Source organism: Nevskia sp. (assembly GCF_021732705.1).
Classification (GTDB): domain Bacteria; phylum Pseudomonadota; class Gammaproteobacteria; order Nevskiales; family Nevskiaceae; genus Nevskia.
This window is the reverse complement of the sequence record NZ_JAKFUM010000003.1, coordinates 39,142-58,956: the sequence shown is the minus strand read 5'-3', so window position 1 is coordinate 58,956 and position 19,815 is coordinate 39,142. Positions and strand designations below refer to the sequence as shown.

The following is a 19,815-nucleotide window of genomic DNA, read 5'->3' as shown; positions in this document are numbered from 1 at the left end:
GGGAGGCGCGTGCAGGCCCTCCCGTTGTCCGTGCTTACTGGTTGATCTGGACCGTGAAGGTCAGCGTCGCGGTGCCGCCCGCCGCGAGCGGGCCGACCGTGTTGACGACCTGCCCAGTCGAGCCGCTGACGGGTGCCGTGACCGTGCCGACCGTCGCCGTGGCCGCGCAGGCCCCGGCACAGGTGGTGTACGTGGTCAGCGCCGGCGTGGTGTCGGAAATCACCAGTGCCGTGACCGGCGTCGCGCCGGCGTTGGTCGCGACCACGCGGTAGACGATGCAGGCACCCGGTGCGGCATTGGCCAGCGGGGTGGTGACGAACGCGCCATCGGCCGCGCCGTCGCAGGCGGCATCGAGCGCCTGGGTCTTCAGCAGGCGGATGTCGCCGGTCACAACCGTGGTCACGTCGTTGGCGGTGTTGTTGGCAACATTGATTTCGCCTGCAACCGGCGTGACCGTCACCGTCGTGGTGTTGGTCGACGACGGGCTGGCGCCAGCCGGCACGAACACCTGCACGAGGATCGGGTAGCTCGAACCCGGCGGCAGTCCCGCGCCTGGAACCAGCGCATCGATGTCGGCGATGTCGGTGATCACCGGATCGGTCGGATCGATCTGGCCGTTGCCGTTGGCGTCGTAGTAGATGACCGACGTCCACAGCGCCGTGCTGTTGGTCGTGGTCAGCGGCGCATTGGTTTCAGCCACGTTCGAGCCGATGGTCAGCGTGTGCGTGTACAGCACCGTGCCGCCCGGGAAACCCTGCCCGGTGTTGTTCGGAGTGATCACCAATTCGCGCACGGTGGCCACGATCACCGCATCGTTCTTGACGTCGAGCGCGCCGCTGGTGCCGGACGCCAGGCGGAAATAGATGCTCTGGCCCGGCGCCGCGATCGGGGCGCTGCCCGCCGGCACGGTGACCTGCGCAGTGAATGCGAAGTTGCCGCCGGCCAGGATCGTCGGCGTGTTGGTGATGACGCCGTTCGACGCGTTGCGGAAGGTCACGGTCCAGCCCGGCGGCAGGGCGATGGTCGCGAACGTCGGATCGGTGCTGGCCGCGATCAGATAGCTGTCCGGCACGGCGCTGGTGTTGTTGGCGAACAGCGAAAACGTCGCGGTGCCACCCGGCGTGACGGTGACGGCGGTGACCGGTGCCGCTTCAGGGCCGATGCCGGCACCTGGCGCGCCGGCACCGGCGCTGGTGTTGGTCAGGTCGACCGTGCTGGTGGCGATCGCGGTCAGGCGGTCGGTCGTCGTGTTCGAGACCGTCGGGTCGGTGACCGAGGTCGCGGTCTTGATCACGTCAAACGGGCCGACACCGGTGGCGCCGGATGGCAGCGTCACGCGGAGGAACACGCTGATCGTCGCACCCGGATTCAGCGGACCGGTATCCGGAATGCCGTTGCCGTTGGAATCGGTCAGCGGCGTCTGGCCATCGGCCTGCAGCAGCTGGAAGCTGGTCCCCGCCGGGAAGGTGCCGTTGGCAAACGTGATGTCGAAGGTATCGACGCCATTGCCGTTGTTGGTCACGCGGTTGTCGAAGCGCAAGGTCGAGCCCTGCGGCACCGGACCCTGGGTGATGATGTCGTTGTTGGCGCCATCGTTGTCGGTGGTCGAGCCGGTGTCCGACAGATCGACCGCGACATTCGGCGTGACCGTGAAGACGACCGTATTGGTGTTGTCCGGCACGGTGTTGCCACCGCCGTCGACATAGCTGATCGCCGCCGTGTTCAGCAGCGGGCCGGCCGGTGCCGTCGGCGAGATCGAGACCTGGAAGCGGATGAAGCCGGACTGGCCCGGGCCCACGGTCGCGATGACCGCGGTGATGGTGTTGCCGGTGACCGAGTAGTCGATGCCGGCCGCATCACCACCGACGGCGTCGGTCAACGGCGCCGGGTTGGTCACGCTCCAGCGACCGCTGCCCGGCACGTACAGCATGTTGGTCGGCAGCGCGTCGGTCAGGCTGACGACGGTGGCCGCGGTGTTGCCGGTGTTGGTGTAGGTCAGGGTGATCGTGACCGGTGCGGTGCCCGGAGGGCCGCTGGTGATGTCTTCGGCCTTGGTGACCGCGATCACGGCGTTGTTGGTGACCGTGACGGTGTCGGTATTGGCATCGGTGATGGTGCCGTTGAACACGCTGGTCGAGCGGATCGTGACGTTGTCGGTCTGGCCGGCCGTGGCCGTGCCCGGCACCGTGACGGCGACGATGATGCCGTAGACGCCACCCGGGATCAGGCTCGGCGTGACCGTGATCGGCGTGAAGTTGTCAGGCACGCCGTCCTGGTTGGCGTCGGCGTAGATGACGATGTTGGTGAAATCGAAGGTGCCGGTGTTGTTGACCGTGGTCAGCGTGTAGGTGTCGTTGCCGTTGCCGGTGTTGGTCACCGTGTGCGGGAAATAGATCGTCGCGCCTGGCGCGGACGTCTGGGTCTGATTGGCTTCGATGTCGACGCCGGCAACCTGCGCGACGAGCGTCTCGACGAGGTTCGACGTGGTCGTCTGCGGCACGCCGTTCTGGTCGACGTAGGTCGCCGTCGCCTGGTTGCCGATCACCGCACCGGCGCGCGGAGCAGCGTCCGCCGTGAGCGACAACCCGGCCAGCAGTGCAGCACCAACCAGCATGACGCGGGACGCGCGGAAACCCGCAGCAGCAAACGCTGAAATGCCCATCATTCCCTTCCCTAGCTCTTCTTGACTACCCATTGCCCTGACTCGGGCGGGAGCACCGCTCGCGCGGCGCGCCTGTTCTTGTTCGTGGGACCCCGGTGCTCGGGCCCGGCTCAGCCCGGCACGGCCAGCACCTTGACGCGGTACCGATAGGCCTGCGTCGAACCCACCTTCAGCGGTTCGCGCACCTGCCATTCAACATTGGTGATTTCTTCCGGACCGGCCGGACGCTGCTGCGTCCTGCCATCGGCCGCGCGGACTTCGCGCACCGGCGGCGTCGACAGCCAGGTCTGGCCGTTGTCGTAGCTGAACTTGAGTTCGTGCCGCACCGTGGTACTGGCGCTGCCGGGCACGTAGGTCGTGCCCTTCGGCACCGGTCCGTTGACGGCGAGTTGGGATACGGCGGTCTTTCCCGAGTTGGCGTACGTCAGCCGGTACTCGATCAAATCCCCGGGCGCGACTTCGCCGGCGGCAACGAAAGACTCCTGCCCGGAAGCATCGGCCGTGACCTTCAAGGCTTCGAGCCGGCTGGAAACCGGTCCGTCGGCGCGCACGGCGCCCATCGAAAGGCTTGCAGCGATGAGGGCCACCGAAGTGACGCCAGACAGCCAGGACTTCATGATCAGAGGTACGCCCGTCTCGTAGTGAATGACTCGCAGCAACGTCCGTGTATCCCGGGTGATTCGAACCGACCGAAATCGTCTCAGCCCCGCAGTCCTGCGGAGCAATCACTTGCGGCTAGTTCACTGAACGTACCGACAAGATCGTCTTCGTCAGAACGGACAGACCGTTCGTCGGATAGCGCTTGTCTATGTAATTTTTCGACTAGGAAGAGCCTACTCACGTGAGAACTGGATCACAAGCATCCGACGGGGAGAAAAACTCCCAAAGGCATGCTGGACAGGTTCGGGCTTGATGTGGATCAAGAAAATGAACGCTCGTTAATAGATTTCCTAGATTAAAGGCGTGTTCTGGGACCCCTAATCCAGATGCATCGCGATCGCTTGCGGCCTCGGCCGCCGACACCGGCGACAATGCGCACCCGTTTCCGAACACTCAGCCTCGCATGCCATCCGCCGACCGCCCGCCCCTGCTCGAAGCGTCACTGAAGCGCTGGTTTGGCTTCGACCGTTTCCGGCCCGGCCAGCGCGAAGTCGTATCCGATGCCCTCGCCGGTCACGACCTGCTGGCGATCATGCCGACCGGCGGCGGCAAGTCGCTGTGCTTTCAGCTGCCGGCGCTGATCCGGCCCGGCGTCATGGTCGTGGTTTCGCCGCTGATCGCGCTGATGCAGGACCAGGTTCGGCTGCTGCGCGACAACGGCATCGACGCCGCTTTCCTGAACTCTTCATTAACCGCACGTGAATCGGCCGAGACCACCGCCGGCCTGCTGCGCGGCGAATTCAAGCTGGTGTACCTGGCACCGGAACGGCTGCTGTTGCCGGAATTCCTGAGCGGTTTTCTGCCGCGTCTGCAGGAAGCCCAGGGCCTGTCCGGCTTCACCATCGACGAAGCGCACTGCGTATCGGAATGGGGTCATGACTTCCGGCCGGAGTACCGGCAGATGCACCGGCTGCGCGAGCACTTTCCGGACGTGCCGGTGTTCGCGTTCACCGCCACGGCCACCGGCCGCGTGCGGGACGACATCAGTCATCAGCTCGGGCTGCGCGACCCGGCGGTGCATGTCGCGAGCTTCAACCGGCCGAACCTGCATTACGCCGTGCGGGCCAAGGACGGCCGCAGCTACGGCGAGCTGCTTGAACGCGCACGCAAGCGCCCGAGTCACTCGGGCATCGTCTACTGCCTGTCGCGCAAGCGGGTCGACGAACTGGCCGCAAGCCTCGCCGACGACGGCATCCGGGCGCTGCCGTATCACGCCGGGCTGTCGGCCGAAGACCGGCGCAACCATCAAGATGCGTTCATCCGCGACGATGCGCAGGTGATCGTGGCGACCATCGCCTTCGGCATGGGCATCAACAAGCCGGACGTGCGCTGGGTCGTCCATTACGACCTGCCGAAGACCATGGAGGGCTACTACCAGGAAGCCGGCCGCGCCGGCCGCGATGGACTCGATGCCGACTGCCTGCTGTATTTCGGCGTCGGCGACATCCGAACTGCGGAATTCCTGATCCAGCAAAAGGTCGATCCGGCCACCGGCGCGCCGCTCGAGGCCGAGCAGCGCATGGCCAAGCTGCAGTTGCGCAAGGTGCTGGACTACGCCGAATCCACCGAATGCCGCCGCGCGATCCAGCTGCGCTACTTCGGCGAGAACTTCAATCCGCCGTGCGGCGCCTGCGACAACTGCCTCGATCCGAAGCCGGTCGAAGACTGGACGCTCGAAGCGCGGCAGTTCCTGTCGGCCATCGCCCGCCTGGCGCAGCGCAACGAGCGCTTCGGTGCCGCCTACATCATCGATCTTCTGCGCGGTGCGGAGACCCAGAAGCTGATCGATCGCGGCCATCAGTCGCTGTCGGTCTACGGCATCGGCAAGCAGCGATCGCAGGACGAATGGCGTTTGCTGGTGCGCGCGCTGCTGCATCAGGGGCTGGTCGAGGAGTTCGGCGACAGCTTTCCGGTGCTGCGCCTGAACGAAGCCGGCCGCGCCGTGCTCAAGGGCGAGCGGCCGGTGACGTTTGCAGTCGCGCCGCAGGCCGAGAAAGGCAAGCGTCGACGCGGTGCGGCGGTCTCGACCGACAGCAGCGCGATGCCGGAGGCCGATGCGCTGTTCGAGGCGCTGCGCGGCCTGCGCAAGGAACTGGCGGATCGTCAGGGCGTGCCGCCGTATGTCGTGTTCAGCGACGCCTCGCTGCGCCAGATGGCCGAGCGCCAGCCGCTGACCAGTGCCGCGTTCCTCGACATTTCCGGTGTCGGCAGTCGCAAGCTCGCGCAGTACGGCGCGGCGTTCACGTCGGCGATCCGCGCGTTTCTCGTCGAGAAGGGGCTGAGCGTGCCGGACGCGCCGGCAGAAGACGCGAAGGCGTTCGAGATCGACGAAGCGAACATCGTCGACGAGGATCTGCCGGAGACCGTGCTGACCACAATGACGCTGTTCGACCGCGGCCTGTCGCCGGACCAGATCGCCGCCCAGCGCGCGCTTGATGCCAACACCATCAGCGGCCATCTCGAAGCCTTGCTCGCGCATGGCACGGCCATCGACATCAGCCGCCTGATCGACCATGCCCGGCTGCAGGCCATCGTCGGCGCGCTGGAGAAGCACGGCGTGGCGCGGCTCAAGCCGGCGTGGGAAGCGCTCGGCAGCGGTGTCTACAGTTATGACGAACTGCGCCTGGTGCGTGGCTGGCTGCACGGACGTGCTCGCCGACCGACGGCCTGAAGGCCACCGACGCGGGTCCGGGCGCGCCCGGTTCCGATCAAAAAAATTGACGATTCGTTCAATAAAGTCTTGACAGCCGAACGCGCTTGACTTCCGAAAATCGGCTGTTATGATGCGGTGCATCAAATGTTGCGTCGCAGCAATTTGATCCCCGATCAACGAAAGGAGCTGAACCATGTCCCTGCAGAGCGTTGTTGAAGATGTCAAAGGCCGCGTCGAAACCCTGTCCGGCCACGGCCAGAAGGTTGCCGAAATCTCGATCGACAGCCTGAAGCAGGCTGGCGATGTCGTCGTCGGCGGCTACAAGTCGCTGGTCAGCGACAACACGGCCGCCGCGAAGGAAATCTACTCGGCCGCCGTGTCGAGCTTCGAGAAGGCGAAGACCGATGGCCTGAAGGCCGTCGCCGCGGACCCGATCAGCTACCTGCCGACCACCGACACGCTGACCGCCCCGTTCAGCCAGACGGTCACCGTCGTCTCGCGCACCGGCGAAGAGCTGTACAAGGTCGTCAAGACCGGCGTCGAGACCATTCAGGCGCAGCTGACCGGCAAGCCGGCCGTCGTCGCCAAGGCCGAAAAGGCCGTCAAGGCCACGACCAAGAAGGCAGCCGCCTCGGTCAAGAAGGCCACCGCGAAGGTCGCGAAGTAAGCGATCCCGCTGTCGGCATGTGATCGGAATGGCGCGGCAGCCTTCGCGGCTGCCGCGCCATTCGTCCGTTGGGGCGCCGCCACGCCGGCGACAGCAAGACTTTCCGAATTCCCCATGAAGCCGTCCTTGCCCATGTCGCGTCGGCCGATCGATCCGGGTGCCCGCGCGCGCCTCGACACAGCGGCACACGAGCTGACGTCCTGGGCCATGCGCTGGACCCGTCGCTGGTTCCGACAGGAAGCGGCTGCGTGGCGCGAGCATCGCGCGGCCCTGCGCGAACGCTGGCGCGTTGCTGTGCGCACGCCTGATCCGGCGGAGATGCTGCGGCTGCAGATCGACCTGCTGCCGGCGACGACGGCACGGCTGGCCCAGGATCACGCCCGGCGAGTCCGGCGGTTCCGGCGCTTGCGGATGCGGCTGGCCGAGTTCCGGCTGCCCTGAGCGACACCGCCGCAGATCGCGGCGTATCCACGATCCGGCCTTGCATCAACGGCTGATCGCCGCCAACACGTTTCGCCTCAGGATTACTGCCCGGACGGCGCCTCGCCTTTCGGCTTGGCCACGCGGCGCTTCGCCGACGCGGCCTCCGTCTTCTTCGCCTTGCCGCTGTCCGCGGCGGACTTCCTGCTGCGCCCGCTCGACTTGCCCGACTTTGCCGCCGGCGCCGGTGGCGACTTCTTGGTCGCCGACACCAGCAACTGCCACGGCGTGCTCTGTTTCAGGGTCTGCAGGTTGTCCTTGACGAAGCTCGCCGGATCGAAGGTTTCGGTCGCCGCGCCGAGCTTTTCGCGCAGGAAGTTGACCAGATCCTCCTGCAGCCCCGCGACATCGGGCAGACCCAGAAAGCGGCGCAGTTCTTCCGGCTTGACGTCGATTTCAATCTTGATCTGCACGGCGTTTCCTCGGCAAAGGGACGATCAGGCGGCGGAGACGAACAGGGCAACGACGCAGCCGGTGGCCGCCATCCAGGCGACGCTGCGCAAGGTCGCCAGATTCATCAGGTAGAACACGCCGTAGACGATGCGGGCAGCGATGAAGGCCAGCGCCAACGCATCGATCCGCGGCTGCGGCACGCTCGTGAGGTGGGCGATGATCACGGCGGCCGCAAACGGCGGAAACGCCTCGAAGCCGTTGAGCTGGGCCCAGTTCGCGCGCTGCCGCCAGCCGTCGAGCTTGGCCAGCATCACGCGCGGCGCGGCGTTGTCGAAGTCACGGCCACCAGCGCCGAACTTGGCGATGCCGGTCCAGACGATCGGCAGGTAGGCCGCCACGAGCACGCACCAGTAAGCGAGGGTCATCGGTCAGGCTCCGGTCAGCAGGCGCTGCGCTTCGCGATAGGTGCTCGCAGTGCGGGCGATGACGGCGTCCGGCAGAGTCGGCCCGGGTGCGGTCTTGTTCCAGTCGAGGGTCTCGAGATAATCGCGGACGTACTGCTTGTCGAAGCTCGGCGGACTGATGCCGGGCTGATAGCGATCCGCCGGCCAGAAGCGCGAGGAATCCGGCGTCAGCACTTCGTCGATCAAATGCAGCGTGCCGGCGTCATCCAGACCAAATTCGAACTTGGTGTCGGCAATGATGATGCCGCGCGTCGCGGCGAATTCGGAGGCTTCGCGATACAGCCGCAGGGTCACGTCCCGCACCTGCGCAGCGAGCGCCGGGCCGACCAGCTTCACCGTCTCATCGAACGAGATGTTGGCGTCGTGCTCGCCCTTCGGCGCCTTGAACGCCGGCGTGAAGATGGCTTGCGGCAGCTTGTCGGCCAGCCGCAGGCCGTTCGGCAGCGGAATGCCGCAGACGGCGCCGGTGTCCTGATAGTCCTTCCAGCCGGAACCGATCAGGTAGCCGCGCGCCACCGCTTCCACCGGCAGCGCTTTCAGTTTCTTCGCGACCACGGCGCGGCCTTCGCACTGCGCGCGCTCGGCCGGCGTCAGCCACTGCGCGAGGTCGACGGAAGTGTCGAAGTGATTCGGGATGATGCTGGCGAAGCGCGCCATCCAGAACGCGGTCAGCGCGTTCAGCACCGCGCCCTTGCCCGGGATCGGATTCGGCAGGATCACGTCGAACGCCGACAGGCGATCGCTGGTGACGATGAACAGGTGATCGGTCCCCAGCGCGAACAGGTCGCGCACCTTGCCGCTGTGAATCTTCGGCAAGCTGGTGATCATGGCTTCATGCAGCGGAGCGGTCGTCACGGTCAGGCTCCGCCGAGGCCAGACGAGAAGAAATAGCGACCGCCGCTGGCGATCGCGATGACGGTCAGTCCCAGCAGCAGGTTGATGCCGACGAAGATGCGGATCTGGCCGACGCGCCGGCCGGCTTCCGGCACATCGCCCGCCTTCACGGCCAGCTTCAGGCGCTTCAGCGGCGCGAACCAGACGTGCGCCGCGAGCGCCATCATCACCAGGCCCAGGGTCAGCATGATGTGGACATGCGGGCCCGCGTTCGCCATGCCGCCAAGCCCGCGAATCATGTGCAGGCCGGTGCCGAGCAGGAGCGCTGCCGAGACGAAGACGTAGCCGAAGAAGCGATGCAGCACCTGTGCCCACAGGGTCGTGCGGGTCTTCGGATCGATGCCCGCCAGGGTCGGCCGCAGGCAGACGTAGGCGAAGAACATGCCACCGACCCAGATGGCGGCGAACAAGGTGTGAACAGCGAGCGCAAGACCCATGGAGCGTGCAGTACCGGTGGCGAACAGAGCGCCACTTTATTGAACTGACCCCGCATTCGCCATTGGCGCGGCCCCCGGCGCCTGCCTGCGCGGACCGCCGGGCCGCAAAAAAGCCGCCGGACGAATCCGGCGGCCTTCGTGTCACGCCGCCCCGAGCGGCCGCGGCGGGTTACTTCAGGTCGTAGCGGTCGAGGTTCATCACCTTGGTCCACGCGGCCACGAAGTCGGTCACGAACTTCTTCTGGGCGTCGGCCGCGGCGTAGACCTCGGCGATGGCGCGCAGCTGCGCGTTCGAGCCGAACACGAGATCGACGACGGTGGCCGTCCACTTCACCGCACCCGTCGCGCGGTCGCGGCCTTCGAGCACGCCGTCGGCCGACGTCGACTTCTGCCAGGCCGTGCCCATGTCGAGCAGGTTGACGAAGAAATCGTTGCTCAAGGTTCCGACGCGCCGGGTGAACACGCCATGCGGCGCGCGACCGGTGTTCGCGTTCAGCACGCGCAGGCCGCCGACCAGCACGGTCATTTCCGGTGCGCTCAGCGTCAGCAGCTGCGCCTTGTCGACCAGCAGCTCGGCGGTGGAGGCCTTGACCCCCTTGCGGGCGTAGTTGCGGAAGCCATCGACCACCGGCTCCAGCACCGCGAACGATTCGGCATCGGTCTGCGCCGCCGTGGCATCGGTGCGACCCGGCGCGAACGGCACGACGATGTCGACGCCGGCGTTCTTCGCCGCCGCTTCCACCGCCGCCGAACCGGCCAGCACGATCAGATCGGCCAGCGACACCGACTTGCCGCCGGCGTTGAACTCGGCGCGAATCGCTTCGAGTGCGGCCAGCACCCGGGCCAGTTCGGCCGGATCGTTCGCTTCCCAGTCCTTCTGCGGCGCGAGCCGGATGCGGGCCCCGTTGGCGCCGCCGCGCTTGTCCGAGCCGCGGAAGGTCGAGGCCGAGGCCCAGGCCGTCGACACCAGTTGCGGGATCGACAGGCCCGAAGCCAGCACCTTGGACTTGAGCGCGGCGATGTCGGACGCGTCGATCAGCGAATAGGTCGGTGCCGGCACCGGGTCCTGCCAGATCAGCTCTTCCTTCGGCACCAGCGGGCCGAGGTAGCGGGCGATCGGGCCCATGTCGCGGTGCGTCAGCTTGAACCAGGCGCGGGCGAAGGCATCGGCGAATGCCTGCGGATTGGCGAGGAAGCGGCGCGAGATCTGCTCGTACGCCGGGTCCGCCCGCAAGGCCAGATCGGCCGTCGTCATCATCGGGGCGTGGAACTTCGACGGGTCGTGGGCATCGACCACGGTGCCGTTTCCGGCGCCGCCCTTCGGCGTCCACTGGTGGGCACCGGCCGGGCTCTTGGTCAGCTCCCACTCGTACTTGAACAGCGTTTCGAGGTAGCCGTTGTCCCAGGTCGTCGGATTCGGCTTCCACGCGCCCTCGATGCCGCTGGTGATGGTGTCGCCGCCACGGCCGGTGCCGAAGCGGTTCTTCCAGCCCAGGCCCATCTCCTCGATCGCCGCGCCTTCCGGTTCGGCACCGACGTACTGGCCCGGGTCGGCCGCGCCGTGTGCCTTGCCGAAAGTGTGGCCACCGGCGACCAGTGCCACGGTTTCCTCGTCGTTCATCGCCATGCGGGCGAAGGTGTCGCGGATGTCGCGCGCCGACGCCACCGGGTCCGGCTTGCCGTTCGGGCCTTCCGGATTCACATAGATCAGGCCCATCTGGACCGCGCCGAGCGGATTTTCGAGCTCACGGTCGCCGGTGTAGCGCTTGTCGCCCATCCACTCCGCTTCCGGGCCCCAGTAGATGTCTTCGCTCGGCTCGTAGACGTCTTCGCGGCCACCGGCAAAGCCGAAGGTCTTGAAGCCCATCGAATCGAGCGCGACGTTGCCGGCGAGCACCATCAGATCGGCCCACGACAGCGCCTGGCCATACTTCTGCTTGATCGGCCACAGCAGGCGGCGGGCCTTGTCGAGGTTGCCGTTGTCCGGCCAGCTGTTCAGCGGCGCGAAGCGCTGCTCGCCCGAGCCGGCGCCGCCGCGGCCATCGGCGATGCGGTAGGTCCCGGCGCTGTGCCAGGCCATGCGGATGAAGAACGGACCGTAGTGGCCGTAGTCGGCCGGCCACCAGTCCTGCGAATCGGTCATCAGCGCCGTCAGGTCCTTGACCACGGCATGCAGGTCGAGCTGCTTGAACGCCTCGGCGTAGTTGAAGGCTTCGCCGAGCGGGTTCGACTTCGGCGCGTGCTGATGCAGGATCTTCAGGTTCAGCTGGTTCGGCCACCAGTCGGCATTGCTGCGGGCGCCGGCAACGGTGGGTTTCGGCGCGCCGCCGGAAAATGGGCACTTCTGTTCGATGGTCATCGTGTTCTCCTGATGCTGCTGGCTGGCGATTGTCGACCGGATCAAGCGCCGGTCCCGGATTCACGCAGCACCAGCCAGCGGTGCTGCCGGCGGTGCTGCGACCTGCTCGTGGTGCTCACATGCTGCAACGACTCGTCGCTTGGATTGCCTCGCCGGCCCTTCGGTTTCGGGCGGTTTTCCAATCGATACGAACCGGGGCGAGGCAGATGTCGATGAATCCCTGTTGGCCGGCATTCTGGACAGTCCCGATCAATTGGTAAAGGCAATGCTTTTTATCTTTTGAATTTTCAAATTCTATTTCCACCCCCTTCGTCACCGGCTGCCGCGAGCAGGAACATCGGGCCGGGCGGCAGACAAGAATCTGATAGATTCCCGGGACTTCGCCATCACCCAATCGGATCAGACATGAGCCTGTCGCCGCTGCCGCCCGTCATTGCCCCCAGCATCCTGTCGGCCGACTTCGCCCGTCTGGGCGACGACACCGCGAAGGTGCTGGCCGCCGGCGCCGACTGGGTCCATTTCGACGTGATGGACAACCATTACGTGCCGAACCTGACGATCGGGCCGATGGTCTGCGAAGCGCTGCGCAAGTACGGCATCGTCGCTCCGATCGACGTGCACCTGATGGTCGAGCCGGTCGATGCGCTGGCGCAACTGTTCGCCAAGGCCGGCGCCACCTCGGTCACCTTCCACCCGGAAGCGACCCGGCACGTCGACCGCAGCCTGCAGGCGATCCGCGACGCCGGCTGCAAGAGCGGGCTCGTGTTCAATCCGGCCACGCCGCTGGACCATCTGCGCTACGTGATGGACAAGGTCGACATCGTGCTGCTGATGTCGGTCAACCCGGGTTTCGGCGGGCAGAGCTTCCTGCCGAGCGCGCTCGACAAGTTGCGCGAGGCGCGCCGCCTGATCGACCAGCACCGTGCCGAGACCGGCCACGAGATCCGGCTGGAAATCGACGGCGGCGTGAAGGTCGACAACATCCGCTCGATTGCCGCAGCGGGTGCCGATGCCTTCGTCGCCGGCTCCGCGATTTTCAATACCCAGGACTACGCGGCTACCATTGCGGCCATGCGGGCCGAGATCGCCAAGGCGTGAGGCGTGAGGCGTGAGGCGTGAGGCGTGAGGCGTGAGGCGTGAGGCGATAATGCGACGACGGATGGCAATCGGAAGCAAGTTCGGGTGGCGATGGCGCTGAATTGAAGCGCTGTCCTCGGCTGCTGCACCGTTCTCGCCTCACCCCTCTCGCCTGACGCCTCACGAATTCATGTCCGACTACACGCATGTCGCGCTGACGCGCGAGCTTCCCGGCGACCTCGATACGCCGGTCAGCACCTTCCTGAAGCTGGGCAATCGCCCGTACACCTATCTGCTGGAATCGATGCACGGCGGCGAGCGCTGGGGCCGCTACTCGTTCATCGGCCTGCCGGCGCGCGAGATTCTCCGGATCAAGGGCCACACGATCACGGTCAGCGTCGATGGTGTGGTCACCCGCACGGTCGAGCCCGCGGACCCGATCGGCTGGCTGCGCGACCACGCCGCGACCATCCGCGTGGCGCCGAACGACAGGCTGCCGCGCTTCTCCGGCGGCTTCGTCGGTTACTTCGGCTACGAGTGCGTGCGCCTGTTCGAGCCGCGCCTGAAAGCGCCCGGGAAAACCGTTCCGCCCGACCCGCTGGGCACCCCGGACGTGCTGCTGATGCGCTCCGACGAACTCGTGGTGTTCGACGCGCTGCGCGCCACGTTGACTCTGGTCGTCCATGCCGAAGCCGCCTCGCCCGCCGATCAGGCCCGCGCCCGCCGCCGGCTGGACGAGATCGAAGCGCTGCTGGCGCAACCGGCACCGAATGTCCCGGTCGCACCGCAGGCCACAGCGGAATTCGTCTCCGGTTTTGGCGAAGACGCGTTCAAGCAGGGCATCGGCCGGATCAAGGACTACATCGCCGCCGGCGACGTGATGCAGGTGGTGCCGTCGCAGCGGATGAGCGCGCCGTTCACCGCACCGCCGGTGAGCCTGTACCGTGCGCTGCGCCGCCTGAATCCGTCGCCGTACCTGTATTGCCTGAACCTCGACGATCACCATGTCGTCGGCTCCAGCCCGGAAATCCTGGTGCGCGCCGAGAACAACGAAGTGACGGTGCGCCCGATCGCCGGCACCCGTGTGCGCGGCAAGACGCCGGATGAAGACAAGGCGCTTGAAGCCGATCTGCTGGCCGATCCGAAGGAAATCGCCGAGCACCTGATGCTGATCGACCTCGGCCGCAACGATGTCGGCCGCGTCGCCCAGACCGGCTCGGTGAAGCTCACCGAGAAGATGATCGTCGAGCGCTACAGCCATGTGATGCACATCGTCTCGAACGTCACCGGCCAGTTGAAGCCGGGGCTCGATGCGCTGGATGCGCTGGCCGCGACGTTCCCGGCCGGCACCCTCAGCGGTGCGCCGAAAGTCCGCGCGATGGAAATCATCGACGAACTCGAACCCGTTGCCCGCGGCATCTATGGCGGCGCCGTCGGCTATCTGGGCTGGGACGGCAACATGGACATGGCCATCGCCATCCGCACGGCCGTGATCAAGGACGGACAGGTCCACGCGCAGGCCGGCTGCGGCGTGGTGGCCGATTCCGTGCCGCAGTCCGAGTGGGACGAGACCGTCAACAAGGCCCGGGCGGTGATGCGCGCCGTCGCCGACGTCGTCGGCCCGCCCTCGCCGCGCTGAGGCCACGGCGGCCGTGACCACGCTCCGCCGCTACGTCACCGACGATGGCCTGAGCCTGGCGGCGGACGTTGGCGGCGATCCGTCGGCACCGGCGGTGATCCTGAGTCACGGCGGCGGCCAGACCCGGCATTCCTGGGGCGCGGCGATGCGGCGGCTGGTGGCCGATGGTCATCACGTGATCAATGTCGATGCCCGCGGCCACGGCGACAGCGACTGGTCGCCGAGCGGCCAGTACCGGATCGAGCGGCTGGCGGCCGACATCGCCGGGATCGCCGCCACGCTGCCCGCGCGGCCGGTGCTGGTCGGGGCGTCGATGGGCGGCGCCGCTTCGCTGATCGCGGCGGCCGACGCCGGCGTGGCCCGCGCGCTGATCCTCGTCGATGTCGTGCCGCGACTGAATCCGGAAGGCGCCGAGCGGATCATCGCCTTCATGCGCGCCCGACCCGACGGCTTCGCCACGCTCGACGAGGCGGCCGATGCCGTCGCCGCGTACTACCCGCAGCGCCGCCGGCCGCGCGATCCGAGCGGGCTGATGAAGAACCTGCGACGGCGCGCGGACGGCCGCCTGCACTGGCACTGGGACCCGGCGTTCGTCGCCAATTCGCAGGCCGTGTCGGAACCGCCGCGCTTCGCCGAAAAGCTCTACGAAGCGGCCGCCCGACTGACCATCCCGACTCTGCTGGTCCGGGGCCTGGAAAGCGACATCGTCAGCGACGACGGCATCGCCGAATTTCGCGCCCACACGCCGCATCTGGAAGTCTGTGATGTCGCCGCCGCCGGTCACATGGTCGCCGGCGACCGCAACGACGCGTTCAACGACGGCGTCAGTGCCTTCCTGCGCCGGCTGCCGGGCTAGCCTCCGGCCGGTGTCGACGGGCACCGTCCCGGCGTCGACCGTTTCGCGCACGCATCAAAAAAGCGCGCCCGTTGCCGGACGCGCTTCGGTCAATCCCAGACCCGCTTCAGCTCATCGCGAAGCCTTCATAGCCTTTCGCCGCCACTTCGTCGCACTTGCCGCGATAGACGCCGACGCCGCCGCAGTACGACAGCAGCCGGCGCGGCTTGCCTTCGATGTTCGAGCCCATGTACCAGCTGTCGGTCTTGGTCAGCAGGGTCATGTTCGCGATCTCGTCATGGTGCTGGACCCACGCGTCCTCGAACTCGAGCGTCGGCTCGATCTCCTGCACGCCCTTCTCGCGCAGCGCGATAAGGCAGTCGGCGATCCAGTCGACCTGCTGCTGCAGGCAGGTGGTCATGTTGCACAGCGCGGCGGATGGCGCCAGCGGTGCGGCCGTGGTGAACAGGTTCGGATAGCCATGCTTGCCGAGGCCCATCGCGGTGCGGATGTCCTTGCCCCAGTCGTCCTTCAGCGAGCGACCGCCGCGACCGCGGATGTCGATGCGGGTCAAGGCACCGGTGCCGGCATCGAAGCCGGTGGCGAGGATCAGGATGTCGACCTCGTGCACCGTGCCGTTCTTCATCTGCACGCCGTTCGGCACCACCCGCTCGATCGCCGATTCGCGGCAGTCGACCAGCTTGACGTTCGGACGCAGGAAGGTTTCGAGGTAGCCGCTTTCCAACGGCACGCGATGGGTGCCGAAGCCGTAGTCCGACTTCTTCGGGATCAGCTTGTCGCACAGGTACGGATCGTTGTTCAGGCGCGCGCGCATCTTCTCGCGCACGAACTCGGACAACTCGTCGTTCGCGGTCTCGTCGAAGAACACTTCGGCATACGCGGCCAGCCACAGCGCCAGCGAGCCGTAGGCCCAGTAGTGCTCGTACACCGCGCGGCGCTCTTCCGGCGTCTTGTCGTGCCAGGCGCCGTTCTCGAAGTCGTACTCGAAGCCGCTGAACGTGGTCTGCACGCGCGCGCGCAGGTAGTCGAAGCGGTCGGACTGCTTCTGCCAGTCGGCCGCGTCGAGCTTCGGGTTGCGCATCGGGATGATGTACTGCGGCGTGCGCTGGAACACCGTTATCTGGCCGACCTTCGGCGCCAGGGTCTGGATCACCTGGATGCCCGTGGCGCCGGTGCCGACGACGCCGACACGCTTGCCGGCGAAGTCGATCTCCTCGCGCGGCCAGCGCGCGGTGTGGAAGATGCGGCCCTTGAACGTGTCCTGACCCGGGAAGCGGTTTTCCAGCGGCGCCGACAGCATGCCGGCACAGCTGACGAAGAAGCGCGCGGTGACGGTCTCGCCCTGATCGGTGGTCACCGTCCAGAACTTGCCGGCCTCGTTGTAGATCGCGCTCGTGACCTTGGTGCTGAAGCGGTAGTGCTTGCGCAGATCGTGCTGGTCGGCCACGTGATTCAGCCAGGCCTCGGTCTCCGGCTGCGCCGGGAAGCGCTCGGACGGCTTCCAGTTCGCGTACATCGATTTCGAGAACCAGTACTGATAGATCTCGCCTTCGGAATCGAAGCGCGCGCCCGGGTAGCGGTTCCAGTACCAGGTGCCGCCGACCGCGGACCCGGCCTCGTAGGCCTGCACGCTGAAGCCCGCTTCGCGCAGCCGATAGGTCTGGTAAAGGCCGGCGACGCCAGCGCCGATCACCACGGCATCGAACTGCGGAACTCCGGCCGCTGCGGGGGCGGATGGCGCGGATTGCGTAGCGGTAGACATCAGGTTTCCTCCATTGTCGCGATGGTCCGGCGCAGCGCAGGCGCCTGTCGGGTTTCTTATGGTCGGGCCGACCTGCACGGAGCCTCTTCGGGACGCGCAACTGAACGGTCGGTCTGTATCCGCATCATGCCCTGACAGCCCGGTGATGTTCCAGCCGTCGGCGGCCCCCGCGAACGGCGGCGGCCAGCTAAAATGCCCACCTGCCTCCTGTTCGATCTCCCCGTCATGACCCGCTGGCGTCGTTTTCCCTGAGTGACCGCTGCCGCGCGCCGTTGCGCCGCGGCCGAGATGGGACCCGCACCGCCCGGTGCGGCCACAACGACACACCTGCAGGCCCGTCATGATCCTGATGATCGACAACTACGACTCCTTCACCTACAACCTCGTCCAGTATTTCGGCGAGCTCGGGGCGGAGGTCGCCGTCCACCGCAACGACCAGATCACGGTCGATGACGTCGCGGCGCTCAAGCCCAGCCACATCGTGCTGTCGCCCGGGCCGTGCACCCCGAACGAGGCCGGCATCTGCCTGGAACTGCTGGAACGGCTCGGCAAGACCGGCGCGGTGCCGATTCTCGGCGTCTGCCTCGGCCATCAGTCGATCGGCCAGGCCTTCGGCGGCACCGTGCGCCGCGCGGCCTCGGTGATGCACGGCAAGACCAGCCCGATCCACCACCACGGCAGCTCGGTGTTCCGCGATCTGCCGTCGCCGTTCACCGCCACCCGCTACCACTCGCTGATCGTCGACCGCGACGGCTTCCCGGACGCGCTCGAAGCGACCGCGTGGACGGTCAGGCCGGACGGCTCGGTCGACGAGATCATGGGCCTGCGCCACAGGCACCTGCCGATCGAAGGCGTACAGTTCCACCCGGAATCGATCCTGACCGAACACGGTCACGCGATGCTGAAGAACTTCCTGACGAACTGGACCTGACGCGAGCACGCCACGCATGACCCCGCAGGAAGCCCTCGCCCGCACCATCGAGCATCGCGAAATCTTTCACGACGAGATGATCGGGCTGATGCGCCAGATCATGCGCGGCGAGGTCTCGCCGGTGATGACCGCGGCGATCCTGACCGGCCTGCGGGTCAAGAAGGAGACCGTCGGCGAGATCGCCGCCGCCGCCCAGGTGATGCGCGAGTTCGCGCTGACCGTGCCGACACCCGGCGGCGACGCCGACCGCCATCTGGTCGACATCGTCGGCACCGGTGGCGATGGCGCCAACACCTTCAACATCTCCACCGCGTCGATGTTCGTCGCCGCAGCCGCCGGCGCCAAGGTGGCCAAGCACGGCAACCGCGGCGTGTCGTCGAAATCCGGCAGCGCCGACGTGCTCGAAGCGCTCGGTGCGCGGATCGAGCTGGCACCCGATCAGGTCGCCGCCTGCCTCGAAGCCACCGGCATCGGCTTCATGTTCGCGCCGCTGCATCACCCGGCGATGAAGAACGTCGCCCCGGTGCGCCGCGAGATGGGTGTGCGCACGATCTTCAACATCCTCGGGCCGCTGACCAACCCGGCCGGCGCGCCGAACATCCTGATGGGCGTGTTCCATCCGGACCTCGTCGGCATTCTCGTTCGCGTGCTGCAGAAGCTCGGCGCCCGGCGCGCGCTGGTGGTCTGGGGCCGCGACGGCATGGACGAGATCTCGCTCGGTGCGGCGACCCTCGTCGGCGAGCTGAACGATGGCGTCGTGCGCGAGTACGACATCCATCCCGAAGACTTCGGCTTCAAGATGTCGGCCAGCCGCAACCTGCGCGTCGACGATGCCGCGCACTCGAAGCAGCGCCTGCTCGAAGCGCTCGACAACCGCGCCGGACAGGAGCGCGACATCGTCGCGTTCAACGCCGGCGCCGCGCTCTATGCCGCCGGCGTCGCCAGCACCATCGAAGACGGCATCCGCCGCGCGAAAGGCGCCATCGGCAGCGGCGCGGCGCGGGCCAGGCTCGATGCCTACGTCGCCGCCACCCGCGCAGCCGGCGCGCCCTGATTCCTTTTTCCTGAACGCGCCATGAGCGACATCCTGCAGACCATCCTCGACCGCAAGCAGGTCGAGATCGCCGCCCTCGAAGCGCGCGTGCGACTGACCGATCTCGAGCGCATCGCGCTCGCGCAACCGGCCCCGCGCGGCTTCATCCGGGCGCTGTCGGCGGCGGCCGAACGCGGCGCCGGCGTCATCGCCGAGATCAAGAAAGCCAGCCCGAGCAAGGGCCTGATCCGCGCGGACTTCAATCCCGGCTGGCTGGCCGAGGACTACGCCCGCGGTGGTGCCGCCTGTCTGAGCGTGCTGACCGACCGCGACTTCTTCCAGGGCCATGACGACTATCTGGTCGAAGCGCGCCAGCACACCCCGCTGCCGGTGATCCGCAAGGATTTCCTGATCAGCGAAAGCCAGATCATCGAAGCCCGCGCGATCGGTGCCGACTGCGTGCTGCTGATCGCCGCGGCACTGGCCCCGGCCCGCCTCGCGGAGCTGGCGCAGGTCGCGCACGATCTGGAGATGGACGTGCTGGTCGAAGTCCACGACCGCGCGGAACGCGACGCGATGCTGGGCCTGAGCTTCTCGCAGCCGGTGCTGCTCGGCATCAACAACCGCAATCTCCGGACCTTCGAGACCCGGCTGGAAACGACGCTGGAATTGCTCGACGGCATTCCGGCCGGCACCGAGGTCGTCACCGAAAGCGGCATCGGCGAACCGGCGGACGTGCAGCGGATGCTGGCCGCAGGCGTGCGGCGCTTCCTGATCGGCGAATCGCTGATGCGCAAGGCCAGCCCGGGCGACGCGCTGGCGGCGCTGATCGGCTGACGCCAATCTGG

At 67.1% G+C, this 19,815-nt stretch carries 17 protein-coding genes; 9 read left to right on the top strand and 8 right to left on the bottom strand.

What is annotated here, in order from left to right; all coding sequences use genetic code 11:
- Positions 1-34: 34 nt before the first annotated feature.
- The gene (locus tag QZ951_RS02645) at positions 35-2,614 is read right to left on the bottom strand and encodes a hypothetical protein (RefSeq protein WP_292998268.1); all 2,580 of its coding nucleotides are present in this window, start codon (positions 2,612-2,614) and stop codon (positions 35-37) included.
- Between the two features lie 158 nt (positions 2,615-2,772).
- Positions 2,773-3,279 (bottom strand): hypothetical protein, encoded by a 507-nt coding sequence (locus tag QZ951_RS02640; RefSeq protein WP_292998266.1) that lies wholly within the window; start codon positions 3,277-3,279, stop codon positions 2,773-2,775.
- Positions 3,280-3,725: 446 nt separating this feature from the next.
- Between QZ951_RS02640 and recQ the strand changes: the two genes are divergently transcribed.
- The 3 genes from recQ to QZ951_RS02625 all read left to right on the top strand — a co-directional run bounded on the left by recQ (position 3,726) and on the right by QZ951_RS02625 (position 7,083).
- Positions 3,726-5,993, top strand: a complete 2,268-nt coding sequence (recQ, locus tag QZ951_RS02635; RefSeq protein ID WP_292998264.1) for a DNA helicase RecQ — start codon at positions 3,726-3,728, stop codon at positions 5,991-5,993.
- A gap of 175 nt (positions 5,994-6,168) precedes the next feature.
- Positions 6,169-6,642, top strand: a complete 474-nt coding sequence (locus QZ951_RS02630; RefSeq protein WP_292998262.1) for a hypothetical protein — start codon at positions 6,169-6,171, stop codon at positions 6,640-6,642.
- Positions 6,643-6,756: 114 nt separating this feature from the next.
- Entirely contained in the window at positions 6,757-7,083 is a 327-nt protein-coding gene (locus QZ951_RS02625) for a hypothetical protein (protein WP_292998260.1), read from the top strand.
- Between the two features lie 83 nt (positions 7,084-7,166).
- Here the strand turns inward: QZ951_RS02625 and QZ951_RS02620 are convergent, their stop codons facing one another.
- The 5 genes from QZ951_RS02620 to katG all read right to left on the bottom strand — a co-directional run bounded on the left by QZ951_RS02620 (position 7,167) and on the right by katG (position 11,669).
- A complete protein-coding gene (locus tag QZ951_RS02620; RefSeq protein WP_292998258.1) occupies positions 7,167-7,535 on the bottom strand; it encodes a DUF6489 family protein in 369 nt (122 codons plus the stop codon).
- A 24-nt stretch (positions 7,536-7,559) separates the two neighbouring features.
- The gene (locus QZ951_RS02615) at positions 7,560-7,940 is read right to left on the bottom strand and encodes an MAPEG family protein (RefSeq protein WP_292998256.1); all 381 of its coding nucleotides are present in this window, start codon (positions 7,938-7,940) and stop codon (positions 7,560-7,562) included.
- 3 nt (positions 7,941-7,943) lie between these two features.
- Positions 7,944-8,807, bottom strand: a complete 864-nt coding sequence (locus QZ951_RS02610) for a phosphoribosylaminoimidazolesuccinocarboxamide synthase (protein WP_366943787.1) — start codon at positions 8,805-8,807, stop codon at positions 7,944-7,946.
- 29 nt (positions 8,808-8,836) lie between these two features.
- Positions 8,837-9,310: a CopD family protein gene (locus tag QZ951_RS02605; RefSeq protein WP_292998252.1), complete on the bottom strand. Its 474-nt coding sequence runs from the start codon at positions 9,308-9,310 to the stop codon at positions 8,837-8,839.
- Positions 9,311-9,479: 169 nt separating this feature from the next.
- Positions 9,480-11,669, bottom strand: coding sequence for a catalase/peroxidase HPI (gene katG / locus QZ951_RS02600; protein ID WP_292998250.1), 2,190 nt, complete (start codon positions 11,667-11,669; stop codon positions 9,480-9,482).
- Between the two features lie 405 nt (positions 11,670-12,074).
- Between katG and rpe the strand changes: the two genes are divergently transcribed.
- From rpe to QZ951_RS02585, 3 genes are all read left to right on the top strand, one after another.
- Complete coding sequence (rpe, locus tag QZ951_RS02595; protein WP_292998248.1) at positions 12,075-12,767, top strand: ribulose-phosphate 3-epimerase; 693 nt, start codon at positions 12,075-12,077, stop codon at positions 12,765-12,767.
- Between the two features lie 169 nt (positions 12,768-12,936).
- The gene (trpE, locus tag QZ951_RS02590) at positions 12,937-14,385 is read left to right on the top strand and encodes an anthranilate synthase component I (protein ID WP_292998246.1); all 1,449 of its coding nucleotides are present in this window, start codon (positions 12,937-12,939) and stop codon (positions 14,383-14,385) included.
- Between the two features lie 13 nt (positions 14,386-14,398).
- Entirely contained in the window at positions 14,399-15,241 is an 843-nt protein-coding gene (locus QZ951_RS02585; protein ID WP_292998244.1) for an alpha/beta hydrolase, read from the top strand.
- A 106-nt stretch (positions 15,242-15,347) separates the two neighbouring features.
- Here the strand turns inward: QZ951_RS02585 and QZ951_RS02580 are convergent, their stop codons facing one another.
- The gene (locus QZ951_RS02580) at positions 15,348-17,003 is read right to left on the bottom strand and encodes an NAD(P)/FAD-dependent oxidoreductase (RefSeq protein ID WP_292998242.1); all 1,656 of its coding nucleotides are present in this window, start codon (positions 17,001-17,003) and stop codon (positions 15,348-15,350) included.
- Positions 17,004-17,343: 340 nt separating this feature from the next.
- Between QZ951_RS02580 and QZ951_RS02575 the strand changes: the two genes are divergently transcribed.
- Genes QZ951_RS02575 through trpC form a run of 3 tightly spaced genes read left to right on the top strand, consistent with a single transcriptional unit; the run spans position 17,344 to position 19,804 of the window.
- Positions 17,344-17,934, top strand: coding sequence for an aminodeoxychorismate/anthranilate synthase component II (locus QZ951_RS02575; RefSeq protein WP_292998240.1), 591 nt, complete (start codon positions 17,344-17,346; stop codon positions 17,932-17,934).
- Between the two features lie 16 nt (positions 17,935-17,950).
- Positions 17,951-18,988: an anthranilate phosphoribosyltransferase gene (gene trpD / locus QZ951_RS02570; protein ID WP_292998238.1), complete on the top strand. Its 1,038-nt coding sequence runs from the start codon at positions 17,951-17,953 to the stop codon at positions 18,986-18,988.
- A gap of 21 nt (positions 18,989-19,009) precedes the next feature.
- Positions 19,010-19,804: an indole-3-glycerol phosphate synthase TrpC gene (trpC, locus tag QZ951_RS02565; RefSeq protein WP_292998237.1), complete on the top strand. Its 795-nt coding sequence runs from the start codon at positions 19,010-19,012 to the stop codon at positions 19,802-19,804.
- Positions 19,805-19,815 lie beyond the last annotated feature (11 nt).

Coding starts and splice junctions, on each gene's coding strand:
- QZ951_RS02645 (WP_292998268.1), bottom strand. CDS start 2,614: ATGCTGGTTGGTGCTGCACTGCTGGCCGGGTTGTCGCTCACGGCGGAC.
- QZ951_RS02640 (WP_292998266.1), bottom strand. CDS start 3,279: ATGAAGTCCTGGCTGTCTGGCGTCACTTCGGTGGCCCTCATCGCTGCA.
- recQ (WP_292998264.1), top strand. CDS start 3,726: ATGCCATCCGCCGACCGCCCGCCCCTGCTCGAAGCGTCACTGAAGCGC.
- QZ951_RS02630 (WP_292998262.1), top strand. CDS start 6,169: ATGTCCCTGCAGAGCGTTGTTGAAGATGTCAAAGGCCGCGTCGAAACC.
- QZ951_RS02625 (WP_292998260.1), top strand. CDS start 6,757: ATGAAGCCGTCCTTGCCCATGTCGCGTCGGCCGATCGATCCGGGTGCC.
- QZ951_RS02615 (WP_292998256.1), bottom strand. CDS start 7,940: ATGACCCTCGCTTACTGGTGCGTGCTCGTGGCGGCCTACCTGCCGATC.
- QZ951_RS02610 (WP_366943787.1), bottom strand. CDS start 8,807: ATGATCACCAGCTTGCCGAAGATTCACAGCGGCAAGGTGCGCGACCTG.
- QZ951_RS02605 (WP_292998252.1), bottom strand. CDS start 9,310: ATGGGTCTTGCGCTCGCTGTTCACACCTTGTTCGCCGCCATCTGGGTC.
- katG (WP_292998250.1), bottom strand. CDS start 11,669: ATGACCATCGAACAGAAGTGCCCATTTTCCGGCGGCGCGCCGAAACCC.
- rpe (WP_292998248.1), top strand. CDS start 12,075: ATGAGCCTGTCGCCGCTGCCGCCCGTCATTGCCCCCAGCATCCTGTCG.
- trpE (WP_292998246.1), top strand. CDS start 12,937: ATGTCCGACTACACGCATGTCGCGCTGACGCGCGAGCTTCCCGGCGAC.
- QZ951_RS02580 (WP_292998242.1), bottom strand. CDS start 17,003: ATGTCTACCGCTACGCAATCCGCGCCATCCGCCCCCGCAGCGGCCGGA.
- QZ951_RS02575 (WP_292998240.1), top strand. CDS start 17,344: ATGATCCTGATGATCGACAACTACGACTCCTTCACCTACAACCTCGTC.
- trpD (WP_292998238.1), top strand. CDS start 17,951: ATGACCCCGCAGGAAGCCCTCGCCCGCACCATCGAGCATCGCGAAATC.
- trpC (WP_292998237.1), top strand. CDS start 19,010: ATGAGCGACATCCTGCAGACCATCCTCGACCGCAAGCAGGTCGAGATC.